We start from the raw sequence: 15,071 nt of genomic DNA, 5'->3' as shown, positions 1-15,071 counted from the left end.
CTTTATAAACAGTCAGAAGTAGATTTTGAAAATGTATCAATGAGCTTCATCACTCATTCGGTAGGAAGCTCTGCAGCAATTCCCACCGAATGATCCATCAGCTCTGAAAAACGATTATCAGCTAAACTCGACTAACCCTTACCGGCAAACCCTGGCGCACGCTGGCCCCGCTGATGGGCTCAAGCCAAGTGCCATCCACATTCCTCGTGGGGTCTTTAAAGCCTAGATCGTTGATATTGATACCCGCGCGCATCCAAGGCATATCCGGTTGAGATTCACCGTCGATAATATGTGGCGTTGCGCCTAAATCCCGGTGGCCATAGCCGTGCTCAATGCCCAAGGCACCAGGTATTACGCTTTCACTGACTAGCGCCAACCCGACCACGCTTCCGCCAGGGCTTTCTATGCGAATGGTATCGCCGTGCTGGATACCAAAGCGCTCTGCGTCTTGGCGGTGCATCTGTATCGGGTTGTAAGGCTTGATCATACGCAGCCGCTCACTGCCGATAGCGTAAGAGTTCATCAGGTTGGATTTGAACGAGAACGCCAACAGCGGCCACTCTTGCTCCGAAAACACCTCGCGCATGGGTTGCATGTTCGCCATCTGAGGTAGCTTATGGCAGGGGACGCCGCTATTGGGCAGGCCATTAGTGGTATCAATGCTGGTGCCGACTGATTCGTTGTAAACACATAGCGTTTGCTTCCACTGGTATTTCAATTTTTCACCTATGAAGTGCTCGCTGGCATCTTCAAAGCGTCCACCCCGGGCATACAGATAGGCTACTCGAGCGCGTTCATCAGTTTTTAGCGTTCGTGCGATTTTAGGCACCAGTGGGGCAATGCCTCCATGGGCAACATCAGCATCGTCGGCTTCTGGCAAGGGTTCTTCTTGAAAAGCGATATTGGCCGCGGCCCGCAGATAATAATCCTCTGCGCGATTGAGCGGGTGCAGATTGCCCTGGGCATCGGGAATTGCGTTGTCGCCAAAGCCGGGCAGGCCAAGCCGTTTGGCCACAGCGATAAAAAAGCTGTCCATAGACACCGGTTCGCCCTCAGCGGTTTTTTGCTGGCGCGGCTCCACCACGGGCCAGCAGGCGGTGGTCAGCTTGCCCAGGGTGCCTTTCCACGCGCCCGTAAAGCCCCACACCTCATACATCACAGAATCAGGGACGATGTAGTCGGCGTAGCGGTTGGTTTCATTGATAAAGCCATCCACGGCAACAAAGAGTCCCAGCCGTTTGGGGTCTTTCAGCTTATCGACAATGACGCCTTTTAGGCCAGCCTGACCATAAATCGGGTTAGCCATACAGCCAATCACCGCTTTGATGGGGTAAGGATAGCCATCTAGTGCCGAGGGTAGGTGCTCTGTGAGCGTCGGCGGCGCCAACGAGCGCCACGGCGCTCTAGCCGGGTAAGGGTTTTCGCCTGCGGCGACTTTGCGCTGATACTCGGAAGACTTTTCGTAGGGGAAGCGCGAGCGGGATAGAAATACCCCCTGCGGCGCGCGCTTACCAGGAAAGTTGGCTAAATCGTAGCGTGGGCCCTCGCCGGTACCGCTGTAAGTGCCGCCGCCCACGGCGCTGCCACCCTTCATGTTGTAGTTGCCCGCCAGTAGGTTCAGCATTTGCACGCTAAACGCGGCGTAGAAACCGTTACCCGACATCATGCCGCCGTGACAGTTAACAGCGGCTTTTCTGCCATGGCTGGCATAGCGGCTGGCCAATTCAATAATCGGTAGAAACCGTTACCCGACATCATGCCGCCGTGACAGTTAACAGCGGCTTTTCTGCCATGGCTGGCATAGCGGCTGGCCAATTCAATAATCGTCGCCTTTGGAATGCCACAATGTTCTGCGTAGGTATCTAGGTCGTACTCGTGGGCAGATTCGCTTAGCAACGTCAGACTGCTTTTGACGGTCACGGTGGTGCCATCGGCAAGCTCAACCGGACGTTCGGCTAAGAGCTCGGCGGTCATCACCTCTTCGCTTAGCGCGAGTTCGCCATTGGCCACTACCACCGGCGAGTCAGCATCGCTACCCGCTTCCGCTAGGCCCAGGTCGCTGGCGCGAAGAAAATAACCTCTGCGCGGGTGTTCATAAGTGTCAATTACCAAATGAGTGGCGTTGGAGTGGGTGGTTTCGCCCGCTGCATCGGCGGCGGCTTTGCCGGGCAGGGCTAGGAAGTCGCTAGCATAGCCCTGGTTGTCAAGTAGCCACTGAATGATTGCCATGGCAAAAGCGCTGTCTGTCCCAGGACGAATAGGCACCCAGCGGTTGTTGTCAGCTGCGTGGGAGGTGGCAGCATTGAGCGCTGGGTCGACCACCACGTAATCCAATGTACCGGCTGCACGGGCTTGGGCAATCAAGCGGCCTTGGCGCTTAAACGGGTTGCCCGCTTGGCTGGGCGCACAGCCGATATACATGATGAAACGTGCGTTTTGGATATCTGGCTTAACGTGGGCGTTGGTGACGATATTGTTCATCACCGCGCCAGATCCCATGCGGAAAGCCAACCCGCAGTAAGCGCCATGGTGACCATAATTGCGGGTAGCAAAGGCATTGAGGGTAAAGCGCTTGAGTAGATCTGAGCGCCCGTAGTCAGTGGCTTCCATCACCATTAATTGGTTGGCCTTGGGGCCATATTCAGGATTGTCAGGGTCGATCAGTGTGTCGTGATCGCGAATATCGCGCAGTCCATCAACGTGGCCTTCGCTAAACAGGTCGCCGCCTTCGCAGATTTCTTCAATGAGTTTCTCAAAGGAGATTTTCTGCCATTGACGGCTGCCACGTTTGCCTACTCGTTTTAAACAGTGGTCGACACGGAAAGGGTTGGTAATTTGGCTCATCATGGCATTGCCACGGGCGCAGGCGGTGGAGCGGTTTATCTGGCCCTGTTCGCCATAGGCGCTAACACTGCGCAGTGCATCCGCCACCGGTGTACGCATGGGTAAATGGTCGTCGGCGGACAGCGGGTGGTAGGGATTGCCTGATACCCGCAGTACTTCGCCAAGGGTGTCATCGATCCTTACTCTCACGCCGCATCGGGTCGTACAACCGTAGCAAATAGTGAAGGCGACCCGCTGGTCGGGGGTCAAAGTGAGTTCGCCAGTGTCTAAATCGACTCGGTATTCTGGGGTCAGCGAGTTGCCATGAATATTGTGCCTGGGTTTTTCACCCGCGCTACCAGTAATGCCCTTAGCCATTTTTGCCAATGGGTCGGCATAGCCCACGGCAAAGGTGGCTGCACCACCAGCGGCGGCAGCGCCTTTTAGAAAACGGCGGCGTGACGGATCTTGAGTAGACTTAGACATGACTAGACGCTCCTTTTTTCGCGGTGAGAGAATGAGTAGAAGCATCTTGGGTAGCGTGAGTGGGCGTTGCTATAAGGCCGCCCTGTTGGGCCTGCCGCCAGGGAATAAACAGTTCAATCAGTAGAATAGCGGCGAGCCAGAGGCCGAAGGTGCCAACAATGCCTAAAATACCGGAAGAGCCCGCGGGAATGCCGTAGTGATGAAAGCCTGCGCTGTTGCGGGCCACATGCTGAACATCCATCAGCACCACCCAGCGGAACATCCAGCCCATGTGTATGGCTACGAGGCCTAGCAACCATGCCCAGGCAAACAGTGCTGGCTGGCTAGAGGTTAGGACAACGCGCGCGTGCTTCTGGCGCAGGGTAGGGCGAGTCAGTAAAAACAACACGGCGGCAAATAGCGCTAAGCCAGTAATCCCTCCCCATAGGGCGGTATTGCGCCACGAGTCGCTATGGCTCACGGATTCCAATGCGGCGGCAACTGAGCCTACGTGTGCATTCACGCCATCCAAAAACCAGCTAATCGCAATCAAGCCTGCTAGCGCACAGGTCACTAGCAGCACATACAGCATCTGTCGTATAGCGGTTTGCGAGCAAAGCCTACTAACCCGGTTCAGCACTTTTCATATGGGTATTCGTGGGTTTAGCGTTAAATTGCATCAAACGAGCGCGCCACTATCAATAAGTTTCACAACTAGGTCTTATTGTTGTTAGCTAATGGTAAGGTGCCATACTCTTTCACGGGCTGGATAGCAAAGTTACTGCGAATATCACTCACCCCAGGTAGGCGAAGCAGTGTCCCCGTTAGAAACGCCTCATAAGCCGCCAAACTAGGTACCACCACCTGCAGTAAAAAATCAGACTCCCCAGAGACTAAGTGCGCAGTGACGACTTCTGGCAGATTGACTACTGCCTCACGGAAGGCATTAGCCTGCTCTTCATGGTGACGTTCAACCTTGATACCCACAAACACCGTTAGCTCAAGCCCGACCCCTCGCCGATCAAGCTCAGCATGGTAACCACGGATAATACCGCTAGCTTCTAAGCGTCGCACTCGGCGTAAACAGGGAGATGGCGACAAGTTTACTTTCTCCGCGAGCTCCACATTCGTTAAACGGGCATCACCTTGGAGCAATGCAAGAATGCGGCGGTCGATAGCGTCTAACTGACCAATTGGCATGAGTGATTATTTTCCTGTTAAAAATTGACACAAAATACCAATAAATATCATTTTTAAAGTCAAAATGGCAAGAAAACGCTCATCTCTTTAAAGGTACCATAGCGCTTGCGAAGACACTATTTGTGACCTTAAGGAAGCAGCGATGGAAATTGGTCTTTTTATTAGTGCATTAGCCATTGTTTACCTAATTCCTGGTCCCGATATGTTGCTTGTGTTGCATACCAGTAGCTCTCAGGGGCGTGGTCATGGACTAGCCACAGCGCTAGGGCTAGGCATAGCCCGAGGGCTGCATGTGGCATTAGCAGGGTTGGGTCTAGCGGCGCTATTTACCGCCGCCCCGTGGCTATTTGATGTGGTTCGTTACTTGGGCGCAGCTTACCTGGTTTGGGTAGGTGTGCAACTTATCCGTAGTCGGCATAGCTCTGATAGTAATCATCACCAAGCATCACTCAAAGGCAGCTATTATCTAGCTTGGCGTCGAGGGCTTCTAACTAATTTGCTGAACCCGAAATCGCTGCTTTTTTGTTCGGTGTTACTGCCCCAATTTATACATACCCAGCAAGGTGCCGTCGCACTTCAGTTCACTTTACTGGGGGCGGTGCTAGTGGGGGTGGGGCTACTCTATGATGTGCTATATGCTTGCCTGGGAGCGCAGATGCAACGCTGGTTTGCCAGCCAGCAGAAACGGCAAATATTTCAGCGATGGGTGTTTGGAACGCTGCTTATTGGCTTTGCGCTGCGGTTAGCCGCTTAAAATTGCTATCCTAGTGTAATAAAGCCCCGCAAGCAGATGCAGGACTTGGCCGCCAAGATGAATGAGGCTGATTAGGGAGGGAGGTTAGTTATTTTAGTCATTTCCTTAATCGCCTGGGCCACACTCCATACAGTGCTCAGTAATGGCAGGCCCTTGTTGGAGATTTGCCTGTAAATCGCGCAACCCTGACCTTAAACCCTCTTCAAGTACCGGATGGTAAAAGGGCATAGCGAGCATCTGGCTGACGGTTAGCTTTTGCTCCAGTGCCCAGGCAAGCAAATGGGCTATGTGCTCAACCTGGGGCCCGAATAGCTCCGCGCCTAAAAACTGTCCGCTGCCGTGCTCCGCATATAGCTCGAAATAACCTTTATGTTCCCCCATGACCAGTGCACGGCCTTGATCAGCAAAGGAAACTCCGCCTTCAGCTATGCAGCCGCAGCCGCCATAACGAGTGTCTAACGTAGCGCGACTCTCACCCACAATTGCCATCTGGGGTTCGGTAAATACAATCGCCAGGGGGACGTTACGCTGACCCACTTGCACATCATCCAAATGAGCGGCATTTCGTCCTGCGATTTTGCCTTCTGTGATGGCTTCGTGCAGTAGCGGTACCGACTGATTTGCATCACCTGCGATAAAAATATGGCTTGGTGTGTTTTGTGTACTTAGGCATTGCAAAGTAAAGCGATTAAATTCAGGTACGCCGTGTTTATTCAGCTTGAGTCCGGCCTGCTCGATGGCTAGCTGATCCACGTTGGGCCGACGCCCTGTTGCGGCCAGGACATACTCGAATGTTTCGGTGAGTTTTTGCCCCCGGTCACGTTCGAAAAACGTAATGGCAACGGCGTTATCGGTATGTTTAATCTTGTCGAGATTGGCATCAGGATCCAGATACAGCTCGCGATTGAATGTCTCGTCCGCCAGTTGCCGGAGTTTTTCAGATTGAAAAGGCCCAATCGCACCCCCCACGCCAAACGTACGAGTTCTCACACCTAATCGGCTAAGCGCTTGACCAAGCTCCATGCCAATAACGCCAGGACCGATCACAGCGACTGATGCAGGCAACGTTTCCCAGTTGAACACGTCATCATTAATGATTAACCGATCGCCAGCGCCTTCCAGCAGCTTTGGCCATGTGGGCCGCGAACCCGTGGCAATGATGATGGCCTCGGCGGTAAGCCGGGTATGCTCATCTATGACCAATGTATGTGGATCAATAAAACGCGCGTGGCCACTCAGCAGGTTGGATTCAGGAATCGTTTTCATCGATTTCAGTACATTACTGACGAAGCGATCGCGCTCATGTTTGACTCTTGCCATAACAGCTTCGCCATCGATCACTACCTGATTGGCAGTGACACCAAACATCTCCGCTTTGCGCGCATTGTGTGCTGCATTGGCAGCGGCGATGAGTAGCTTAGAGGGCATGCAACCCACTCGGGCGCAGGTCGTGCCATAGGTTCCTGCTTCTATTAGTACTACCTCGTCGGTATGCTTGCGTGCAGCGTGCCACGCGCTAAGGCCAGCGCTACCTGCACCAATAATGGCTATCTTGGCGTGTCGCTGTTGCATGACGTTGTCTCCTCTCGTTGTGTTGGCAAGAGTGGTGAGTTGGCTTCGGCGGGATGGGCCAGTGCCTGCCAAGCATCAAAAGTCGTAAAAAACACCTGCCCGGTTAGCTCGCGACAGAAGTCAGTGTGTTGTAACCGATCCATCACTGGCCCTTTTACTTCCGCTAGGTGCAGCTTGGCACCTGAATCGTTTAGTCGCGCGTTGATCGCCTCTAGGCTTTCGAGCGCAGACGCATCAATCACGTTAACTGCTTGGCAAGTCAGCACAATATGCTTAAGCGAGGGTGAGCGGGCGGCCAAGGCCATGACGGTGTCTTCCAAATAACGGGCATTGGCGAAGTATAGGCTTTCATCGATGCGCAGCATCGCAACGTTCTCATCGGTTTCGACCTGATGGCGCTTGACGTTACGAAAGTGCTCGGTGCCCGGCACGCGGCCAATCACCGCGCTGTGGGGCTGGCTGGTACGGTATAGATGCAGCCCAAGCGAGAGCACTACGCCGCTTATAATGCCTAGCTCCACGCTGTGCAGCAGAGTGAGCAGTAGGGTGGCCACCATGGCCAAGCCATCGCTACGGGAGTATTGCCAAGTACGTTTCACCGCCGGTAGGTCAATCAGCGTGCCGACCGCCACAATAATGGTAGCTGCCAGGGTCGCTGTGGGTAAGAATGCCAGTAGGTCGGTTAGCAGTAGTGTGGAAAGCATAATGCCCAGCGCCGTGAATGCTCCGGCCAGCGGTGTTGCCGCGCCTGCTTCAAAGTTGACTACCGAGCGGGAAAAACCGCCAGACACCGGCGAGCCGCCGCTGATACCAGCGCCCAGATTAGCCATGCCTAGTGCCATTAACTCTTGATTAGGATCTATACGCTGGCGGCGCTTGGCAGCCAGTGTTTGCGCCACCGATACCGATTCCACAAAGCCCACCAGGCTAATCAGCAGTGCTGCGGGTAATAGGCTAAGCCACAGCGATTGATCCAGGTTGGGCAGTGCAAGGGCAGGTAGACCGCTGGGTACCGCACCAACTAGTGCTACTCCACGCTGCTCTAGGTTTAGCCCCCAGGCCAGAAATGTGGTGACAATCACCGCCGAGATCGGAGCGGCTTTCACGATGAGCCCGGCAATGCTGGCAGAAACGCCGATAGCCGTCAGCCACGTATTTAACCGCTTGCGGCACATTAGCAGAAAGCTCCACACTCCTAGTCCGATCAGCAGTGTCGTTATATTGACCTGCTGCCACTGGCTCAGTAGCGCCCCTATAAGGTCAATGACGTTATGGCCAGATGCTTCTACGCCGAGTATATGTCTAAGCTGGCTAATCGCAATCAGTATGCCCGAAGCCGTTATAAATCCCGAAATTACCGGATGGCTCAAGAAATTAACTAAAAAACCCAGCCGCAGCACACCCATGGCGATCAATATCAGACCTGAAAGCGCCGCCAACACCAACGCTGCCCCAATGTATTCCGGGCTGCCAGGGGAAGCAAAATTACTCAGCGCCGAAGCGGTCATTAGTGCCGCTACGGCGACAGGCCCCACCGCTAAGCTAGCGCTGGTACCAAAAATGGCATACAGAACCAGTGGCAGCATGCTGGCATAGAGGCCCATTTCCGGCGGTAGCCCCGCCAAAAGAGCGTAGGCCAGCGCCTGCGGCACCAGCATTAGCGTAACAATTATCGCAGCCAGAGCATCCCGAGAGAGTAGCTTCCGGTTATAGCTGCGTAGCCAGCCGAACAGTGGCACCCAACGCTCAATGCTCATGTGACGTACTCGCCTGCTGATATGGCGTAATCACGACTAATGTCGTCGCACTGTTAGGTTTGTTGATCTTCGAGCCCTTGTCGGTGCTCTTCCAAATCGAAGCCTGCTGCTTTTGCAGCGTCAAATAGTTCAGCCAGGTCGCACTGCTCCGTTTGACGCTTAGCGTAGGCCCATAGATGGGTAGCCCGCTTACCGGTGCGGCAGAAAGCCAAAATAGGCCGGGGAAGTTGCTGTAACGCCTCAGCAAAGGCGGAAATATCCGCTTGGCTATAGTCACCGGGTGTGACAGGAATGTGCACCCACTGAAGGCCAATGTCTGCTGCTTTTCGACGGTAGGCGTCTTCACCCGTAAACTCAGCGCTTTCTCCAGGCTTGCAGTTACAAATAACCGTCTTGAAGCCTTTTGCTTTTACTTGCTCAAGCTCTTCTACCGTGAGCGCCGAGGTAATCTCGACATCGGTCTCTAAAGGCTGCGTTTGCATGGTCATGCTCCTTCTATCGTAGAGGTTCTGAAAATTAGTGGCTTATTAATCCCAAGCGGCGCCTTCAAGGGCATCCAGAGGAATTTTTAGGTAGCGCTTACCATTAGCTTCAGGCTCCGGCAGTCTTCCACCACGCGTGTTGACCTGTAGGGCGTGCAAAATCAGTTTGGGCATGGGCAATTCACTATCGCGCTTGTGGCGTAGAGAGAGGTAACCCGTTTCACTCATGTTGACTAAGTGTGGGTTATGTTTACGCTGCTCAGCGACCGTGCTTTCCCACTGGGGCTCGCGGTCATCGGGCATATAGTCGTGCCCGGTAAACAGCCGGGTGTTAGCGGGCAGCGATAGAATCTGTTGAATGGAGTGCCACAGTTCTTTGGCATCTCCACCGGGGAAATCCGCCCGAGCGGTACCAAAGTCTGGCTGGAATAGAGTGTCGTGCACGAAGGCCGTATCGCCAATCACATAGGTAATCGAGGCCAGCGTATGGCCGGGCGAGTAAAGTACGCGAGCATTAAGTTCACCGATGTTAAAGGTGGCGCCTTCACTAAACAGTGTGTCCCACTGGCTGCCATCGGTAGGCATTTCTGGCCAGTGATAGATCTCCTTCCAAAGTGTCTGCACTTTGGTGACATGCTGCCCAATAGCCGTCGGAGCACCTGTTTTTTCTTTCAAATAGTGTGCTGCAGAGAAGTGGTCGGCGTGTGGGTGGGTATCGAGAATCCACACCACCGACAGCCCCTCTTTTTCGATATAGGTCAGCAGTTCATCGGCGCAGTGGGTCGCGGTTGCGCCGGACTTTTCGTCAAAATCCAATACGGGGTCGATAATCGCACACTGCTTGGTAGCGGGGTCGCTCACCACGTACTGGATGCTAAAGGTACGTGGGTCAAAAAAACCGGCGACATCGGGCTTGCCTGTTCCAGTGTGCTTTGAAAGCTTAAAGGTATTCATGCGTAGTCCTCCTAAGAATTGAGGGATATCAGGGTGAGGAGCTTTCAGCATTCAAGTGTCTTTTTACAGAAGTACCAGTCGGTGTATTCATAGCCTTCTGATTGACGGGCTTCCGCATCTTGCGAGGTGTGGGGCGGTGGAACGATGACTGGCTGGCCGGGCAACCAAGCTTCTGGTGTCGCCACCCCATGCTCATCGCTTGTTTGTAAGGACTTAACCAGGCGAAGCACTTCTTCCACCGAGCGGCCGTTGGTCATCGGGTAGTACAACATGGCACGCAGTACACCCTCTGGGTCAATCACAAAAGTAGCGCGAACCGCAGCGGTGTCGCTGGCACCTGGCTGAATCATTCCGTAGGCATTTGCCACTTTCATGTTGAGATCAGCAATAATCGGGAAGGTAATTTCAACCCCGAAGTTATCTTTAATGCTGCGTGTCCAGGCGATGTGTGAGTGGATGCTATCGATGGAAAGGCCCAGCAACTCCGTGTTGACCTCTTTGAACTGTTCTTCGTAATTCGCAAATGCCGAATATTCCGTGGTGCATACAGGGGTAAAGTCCGACGGGTGGGCGAATAAAACCAGCCATTTACCTAAATAGTCAGTGAGCGACTTTTCACCATGAGTGGTTTTCGCGGTAAAAGCCGGTGCTGGACGGTTAATTTGTGGCATTACTGGTTGGGAAGTTTCGTTGTACATGTCGAGCTCCTGAGAAGTGAGTTTTTATTTCAGGAATAAGAATAGATTATTTTGTTATTAATAGGTAATAGTACAGCATTATGGCGGTGATAGGGTGAGTGGTACTCATATTTACGTTAATCGCCGCTGAGAAAGTGAGTCGCGCCGATTGTCGAAGTCAGTTTGGGGGTACTTGCACGGCTGAACCGCATTTACCGCTGAACCATTCCTGGGCCGTGGTGGGTCGTTGACTTAATGATCCGCCTGATAAGGGCGCTACTAGCTTGATAAACGCTTTGGTATGGATTTTACGATTATCTTCCTACCCCTAGGTGGCGAAATTTAGTATTGCGCGGAGTCTCTCGCGAGGGATATCTAAAGGCAGCCTGAGGCAAAACGCTGACTCAACGAGGACCTAGCCGAACAGGAAGCGGATAGGCGTCGGCATAGCGGGGATAAATCATCAGACGTTAACAGAGGCCATATCTGCCAGTGACTTAGCAACAAGTAGGGCGAGCCTCATTGGGCGTTAGGGTGATTTTTTGGTTTTTTTAACAGCAGCTAAATTTCAACTGTTTATATAGATGAACCAGGCTTAGGTGTAAGGCTTTCCTGCTTCATTAAGGGAGGTCAGTCAGCGCTTCAGGATGTTTTTCAGCTACTTGTAGCAGTGTACGTACATTTCCAGTAGGCACACAGTGGTTCTCAGCCGCGAAGCCTACTGGGGCTTACGTCCAGCGCTTAGCAAATTCTCCTTGAGAGAGCCCCATGCGATGGCGAATTTCTGCGGCCTTGAGTACTTCTACTTGTGTCTCTCGAGCTGGTTTGCCTTGCTTCATTTGGCCGTATGGATGCCAGCAGCGTATTGCCAAGCTCTTCACCGGTCATAAAGTCATCACTCTGCACCTTCAATCTCCTCCTCATTAATCTGTTTTAGGTCGGCAGGGGTGAGAATAGATATTTTGGGAGGCGATTGAGCGCTCCTGAACAGTTGAGCGCGTCACCTCTGCTGACGTGAGTAACAGCACGTTATGTGCCTTTTATGCCATTGAGTCACGTTGCACCAAACGAATAAACATTAAATTATCAGTTGGTTAGATTAAGTAGCAGCATAGCCTCGGTGTGTTGAAAACCGGCATAGGTTAATAGCCTATCCAGGGTTCGGATCCCTGCCGGTAGGTTACATCCATAAATCATCCCCATTTTCGTGAGCAGACCTTGCGTAGTATCCTTACGACGCTGGTGCTACTTCGTTGGGTACAGCGAGGGGTCATATCAAAACGATAAAATTCACAACAGAGTAAAGTATGGTAAGTCGCCACAAGGTTACTATCACCGACATCGCCGAACATGTGGGCATGACCAATATGACGGTGTCGCGTGCCTTGAACAATCCTGACAAGGTGAAAGTAGCGACTCGGGAGAAGATCCTCGCCGCTGCGAAGGAACTGGGGTATGTCCCTAATGCTTTTGCGAGCCATCTTCGGAGTCGTAAGAACCGGCTGATTGGCCTAGTCACAGCAAGCGTGGATAATCCCTTTTATAGCGAGGTGATCAAGGCAGTTTCTCGTGCGGCCGAGGAGCGTGACTACACCATCATTCTGATTGATACAGATGGCTCGCCACAGCGCGAGGAAGTGGCGATCGAAACCCTGCTCAGCTATCAGGTAGCCGGCATCATCCTTTCGCCCGTCTCCGACGCTGCCGCCTATCGCCCCGCTTACCTTGATCGCTTGCGTGCTACCCGCTTACCAGTGGTTATGCTGGATCGTACCTTGAACGTATCCGACTTCAGCCGTGTGGTACTGGACAACCGTCTTGCCGGGAGTCTGCTTGGTGAACTGCTTGTGAAGAAGGACATCCGCCGGGTGCTTGCGTTGACGGGGCCGCGTGACTCGCGGATCACCCAAGACCGGCTGATCGGCCTGAAGACAGCCTTTGACGTGGCGGGCGTCTCCTTAGTGTTGGAGCAGCGCCCCGGGGACTACACCTTGCAACCGGCCTATCGCGATATGGCCGATTACCTACGCCAGGGCAAACTCCCCGAAGCCGTGTTTGGGTTCAATCAGCTGATTACTTTGGGCGCCATGCGTGCCCTGCATGATGCACGTGTGTCTCGGGACGATGTGATGGTATTGGGGGTCGACCGTTTGCCTTATGCTGATATCTTCGAGGTGTCAGTGCCTTGTGCTGCGCATGACACCTACCGGTTAGGGCACGAGGCATTTCGCATACTCTTTGAACAGATTGAGGATCCCATGGCCGCCGGCCGTGAGGTCGTGATCTCCGCCACACTTATATCCTCCGGCGGTAACTGATAGTCATCAGCTTTCGTCGTGCATCATACCCTCGGAGAGCACGAAGCGGTGGCGGTTGGCCCATAGCGGGTTGGCCGGACTTGGCGTAAGGATTCCCAATCGGCGGCTAGTTGCAGTTCAGGTTACGAGCTCAGAGAGTCGCCAAACGGTCGGCGATCAGTTCCTCCAGGCGTTCCTGATCATCGGCGAAGCGCCGTATCCCCTCGGCCAGTTTGTCATTGGCCATGGCATCCTTGTTGTGATCCCAACGGAAGGCGGACTCTGAGAGTGGGGTAGGACGAGGGCCACCGTTGCGTGTCATTAACACCTTGGGTTCCACCGCGCCCGTTGCGGTAGCGAGTTCCTCAAGCAGCGTAGGTGAGATGGTTAGTCGGGGACAGCCGGCGAGCGCCAGCACCTGGTCGACAGTGCGAAAGCTCGCGCCCATCACCACGGTGTCGAAGCCGCCCTGGCTGACCCGTTCGCAGACGCCGCGTACGAATTGCACTCCAGGGTCGTTCTCGGGGGGGAAATCCTGGCCAGTCTCCTTTTTGTACCAGTCAGTGACACGGCCGACGAACGGTGAGACGAGGAAAACGCCAGCATCGAAACAAGCTTTGGCCTGGGCGTCGCTGAACAGCAGCGTCAGGTTGCAGTTGATGCCCTCTTTCTCCAGCACCTCGGCGGCGCAGATGCCTTCCCAGGTTGATGCCAGCTTGATCAGCACTCGATCTTTGGACACGCCGCGTTGCTCGTAGAGCTCAATCAGCTCGTGGGCCTTGCGTATGCTGGCCTGGGTGTCGAAGGACAACTTGGCGGCTACCTCGGTGGAAACACGGCCGGGCACCAGCTTGGCGATCTCGCTGCCCATGGCCACAGCAAGGCGATCTACGGCATGCGCTTCTCGCCGGCCGTTGTCCGTGGACTTGACCGCCGCGAGTTCCTGATCGATCAGTGCCTGGTAGCCCGGCAGATCGAAAGCCTTGAGGATTAGCGAAGGATTGGTGGTGGCATCATGGGGTTGATAGCGTTTGATGGCGTCAAGGTCGCCGGTGTCTGCGACCACCATGGAGTGCTGACGAAGGGCGTCGAGTCGTTGGGTCATGAAGTATCTTCCTCGAATAAGTGGTCGGTTATGTAAGGCATAGGGATTGGTGTTCAGCCGTAATGACTGGCCAAGGCCTGACAGTAACGGGCATAGGTCTGGTCATAGGCAGCGATGCGGTCGGGTTCGGAGTTGGTTCGGGATCTCTCGTCAAGAGGCTCTGAGCACCACAGTCCACACCGATATACATGTCAGGTTCCTTTTAACACAAGGGGCTAGTGAGACGTGAAGCCACCATCGACCGGCAGGCAGGCTCCGCTGATCATCGACGCGGCTGGGCTGAGAAGGAAGGCAACCGGAAGGGCGACTTCCCTGGGAGTGGCAAAGCGCCCTAGGGGAATGGCGGCCAGCATCGGGTTGCGCTTGGCGGGATCGGCCCAGGCACGTTCGGCCATGGGGGTCAGGGTCACCGTCGGGTTGACACTGTTGACGCGGATACCTTTGGAACCCAGCTCGAGGCACAGCACGCGAGTCATGGCATCCATGGCTGCTTTAGACGCGCAATAGCCTAAGTGGCCGGGCAGAGCGGCCATGGATGCTTGGCTTGAGACGTTGACGATGCTGCCCTGACGGCCGTGCGCGATCATGTGGCGAGCCGCTTCCCGTGCCACCACGGCACTGGCAGTGACGTTCGTGTTCATAATGTTCTCGATATCTTTCGCCTTGAAATCCAAGACATCGTCGAGGATCGAGATACCGGCACAATTGACCAGGCCATCGAGGACGGGCATCTCGGCGAAGGCCACGACAACCGCGGCCTCATCGGTGATGTCTACGGCCAGGGTGCGTGCCCCCAGCTCTTTCTCGAGTTTGGCTAGCTGATCCCGGTTGCGACCAAACAGCACCAGTTCGGCACCGAGTTCAGCCAGAGACCGCGCGATATCGAGGCCGATGCCGCTGGTCGCTCCCGTAACGAGGATGCGTTGGTTGTGGAGTTCGAAGTTCATGATGTAGCGTCACTCGCTCGATTTGTGGTTGGCATTTA

General features: G+C 54.2%; 13 protein-coding genes. 2 read left to right on the top strand and 11 right to left on the bottom strand.

Translation table 11 applies throughout. The features are described 5' to 3' along the window. Positions 1 to 121 precede the first annotated feature (121 nt). From RO22_RS25125 to RO22_RS23055, 4 genes are all read right to left on the bottom strand, one after another. Positions 122 to 1,723 carry a molybdopterin dinucleotide binding domain-containing protein gene (locus tag RO22_RS25125; RefSeq protein ID WP_235270548.1) on the bottom strand — a complete coding sequence of 534 codons (1,602 nt, stop codon included), beginning with the start codon at positions 1,721 to 1,723 and terminating at the stop codon, positions 122 to 124. Then, a complete protein-coding gene (locus RO22_RS25120) occupies positions 1,663 to 3,309 on the bottom strand; it encodes a molybdopterin-dependent oxidoreductase (RefSeq protein WP_235270547.1) in 1,647 nt (548 codons plus the stop codon). Before RO22_RS25120 ends, RO22_RS25125 begins: the two co-directional genes overlap by 61 nt. Next, on the bottom strand, positions 3,302 to 3,871 hold the full coding sequence (locus RO22_RS23060; RefSeq protein WP_235270546.1) for a hypothetical protein: 570 nt from the start codon (positions 3,869 to 3,871) through the stop codon (positions 3,302 to 3,304). The genes RO22_RS25120 and RO22_RS23060 overlap by 8 nt, the downstream gene beginning before the upstream one ends. Positions 3,872 to 4,002: 131 nt before the next feature. Further along, a complete protein-coding gene (locus tag RO22_RS23055; protein WP_022523400.1) occupies positions 4,003 to 4,488 on the bottom strand; it encodes an Lrp/AsnC family transcriptional regulator in 486 nt (161 codons plus the stop codon). A 142-nt stretch (positions 4,489 to 4,630) separates the two neighbouring features. Between RO22_RS23055 and RO22_RS23050 the strand changes: the two genes are divergently transcribed. Then, positions 4,631 to 5,242, top strand: a complete 612-nt coding sequence (locus RO22_RS23050; protein ID WP_022523401.1) for a LysE family translocator — start codon at positions 4,631 to 4,633, stop codon at positions 5,240 to 5,242. 105 nt (positions 5,243 to 5,347) lie between these two features. On the opposite strand, the gene RO22_RS23045 is transcribed toward RO22_RS23050, so the two are convergent. The 5 genes from RO22_RS23045 to RO22_RS23025 are packed head-to-tail and all read right to left on the bottom strand — an operon-like array spanning position 5,348 to position 10,705. Further along, on the bottom strand, positions 5,348 to 6,814 hold the full coding sequence (locus RO22_RS23045; protein WP_022523402.1) for a dihydrolipoyl dehydrogenase: 1,467 nt from the start codon (positions 6,812 to 6,814) through the stop codon (positions 5,348 to 5,350). Then, entirely contained in the window at positions 6,790 to 8,571 is a 1,782-nt protein-coding gene (locus tag RO22_RS23040; protein WP_022523403.1) for a SulP family inorganic anion transporter, read from the bottom strand. Before RO22_RS23040 ends, RO22_RS23045 begins: the two co-directional genes overlap by 25 nt. Positions 8,572 to 8,624: 53 nt before the next feature. After that, the gene (locus RO22_RS23035; RefSeq protein WP_022523404.1) at positions 8,625 to 9,053 is read right to left on the bottom strand and encodes a TIGR01244 family sulfur transferase; all 429 of its coding nucleotides are present in this window, start codon (positions 9,051 to 9,053) and stop codon (positions 8,625 to 8,627) included. A 45-nt stretch (positions 9,054 to 9,098) separates the two neighbouring features. After that, positions 9,099 to 10,007: an MBL fold metallo-hydrolase gene (locus tag RO22_RS23030; protein ID WP_022523405.1), complete on the bottom strand. Its 909-nt coding sequence runs from the start codon at positions 10,005 to 10,007 to the stop codon at positions 9,099 to 9,101. Positions 10,008 to 10,051: 44 nt separating this feature from the next. Beyond that, positions 10,052 to 10,705: a peroxiredoxin gene (locus RO22_RS23025; protein ID WP_022523406.1), complete on the bottom strand. Its 654-nt coding sequence runs from the start codon at positions 10,703 to 10,705 to the stop codon at positions 10,052 to 10,054. Positions 10,706 to 11,991: 1,286 nt separating this feature from the next. Here RO22_RS23025 and RO22_RS23020 point away from each other — a divergent pair. Further along, positions 11,992 to 13,002, top strand: coding sequence for a LacI family DNA-binding transcriptional regulator (locus tag RO22_RS23020; RefSeq protein WP_027959480.1), 1,011 nt, complete (start codon positions 11,992 to 11,994; stop codon positions 13,000 to 13,002). A gap of 130 nt (positions 13,003 to 13,132) precedes the next feature. Here the strand turns inward: RO22_RS23020 and tal are convergent, their stop codons facing one another. Next, the gene (gene tal / locus RO22_RS23015; protein ID WP_022523410.1) at positions 13,133 to 14,086 is read right to left on the bottom strand and encodes a transaldolase; all 954 of its coding nucleotides are present in this window, start codon (positions 14,084 to 14,086) and stop codon (positions 13,133 to 13,135) included. Between the two features lie 215 nt (positions 14,087 to 14,301). Beyond that, a complete protein-coding gene (locus RO22_RS23010) occupies positions 14,302 to 15,033 on the bottom strand; it encodes an SDR family oxidoreductase (RefSeq protein WP_022523411.1) in 732 nt (243 codons plus the stop codon). Positions 15,034 to 15,071: the final 38 nt, after the last annotated feature.

It is taken from the genome of Halomonas sp. KHS3, from assembly GCF_000830495.1.
In the GTDB taxonomy this organism is placed as follows: Bacteria; Pseudomonadota; Gammaproteobacteria; order Pseudomonadales; family Halomonadaceae; genus Vreelandella; species Vreelandella titanicae.
The sequence above is the reverse complement of the archived record's forward strand: the minus strand, read 5'-3'. Positions and strand labels throughout refer to the sequence as shown.

Coding starts and splice junctions, on each gene's coding strand:
- RO22_RS25120 (WP_235270547.1), bottom strand. CDS start 3,309: ATGTCTAAGTCTACTCAAGATCCGTCACGCCGCCGTTTTCTAAAAGGC.
- RO22_RS23055 (WP_022523400.1), bottom strand. CDS start 4,488: ATGCCAATTGGTCAGTTAGACGCTATCGACCGCCGCATTCTTGCATTG.
- RO22_RS23050 (WP_022523401.1), top strand. CDS start 4,631: ATGGAAATTGGTCTTTTTATTAGTGCATTAGCCATTGTTTACCTAATT.
- RO22_RS23045 (WP_022523402.1), bottom strand. CDS start 6,814: ATGCAACAGCGACACGCCAAGATAGCCATTATTGGTGCAGGTAGCGCT.
- RO22_RS23040 (WP_022523403.1), bottom strand. CDS start 8,571: ATGAGCATTGAGCGTTGGGTGCCACTGTTCGGCTGGCTACGCAGCTAT.
- RO22_RS23035 (WP_022523404.1), bottom strand. CDS start 9,053: ATGCAAACGCAGCCTTTAGAGACCGATGTCGAGATTACCTCGGCGCTC.
- RO22_RS23030 (WP_022523405.1), bottom strand. CDS start 10,007: ATGAATACCTTTAAGCTTTCAAAGCACACTGGAACAGGCAAGCCCGAT.
- RO22_RS23025 (WP_022523406.1), bottom strand. CDS start 10,705: ATGTACAACGAAACTTCCCAACCAGTAATGCCACAAATTAACCGTCCA.
- RO22_RS23020 (WP_027959480.1), top strand. CDS start 11,992: ATGGTAAGTCGCCACAAGGTTACTATCACCGACATCGCCGAACATGTG.
- tal (WP_022523410.1), bottom strand. CDS start 14,086: ATGACCCAACGACTCGACGCCCTTCGTCAGCACTCCATGGTGGTCGCA.
- RO22_RS23010 (WP_022523411.1), bottom strand. CDS start 15,033: ATGAACTTCGAACTCCACAACCAACGCATCCTCGTTACGGGAGCGACC.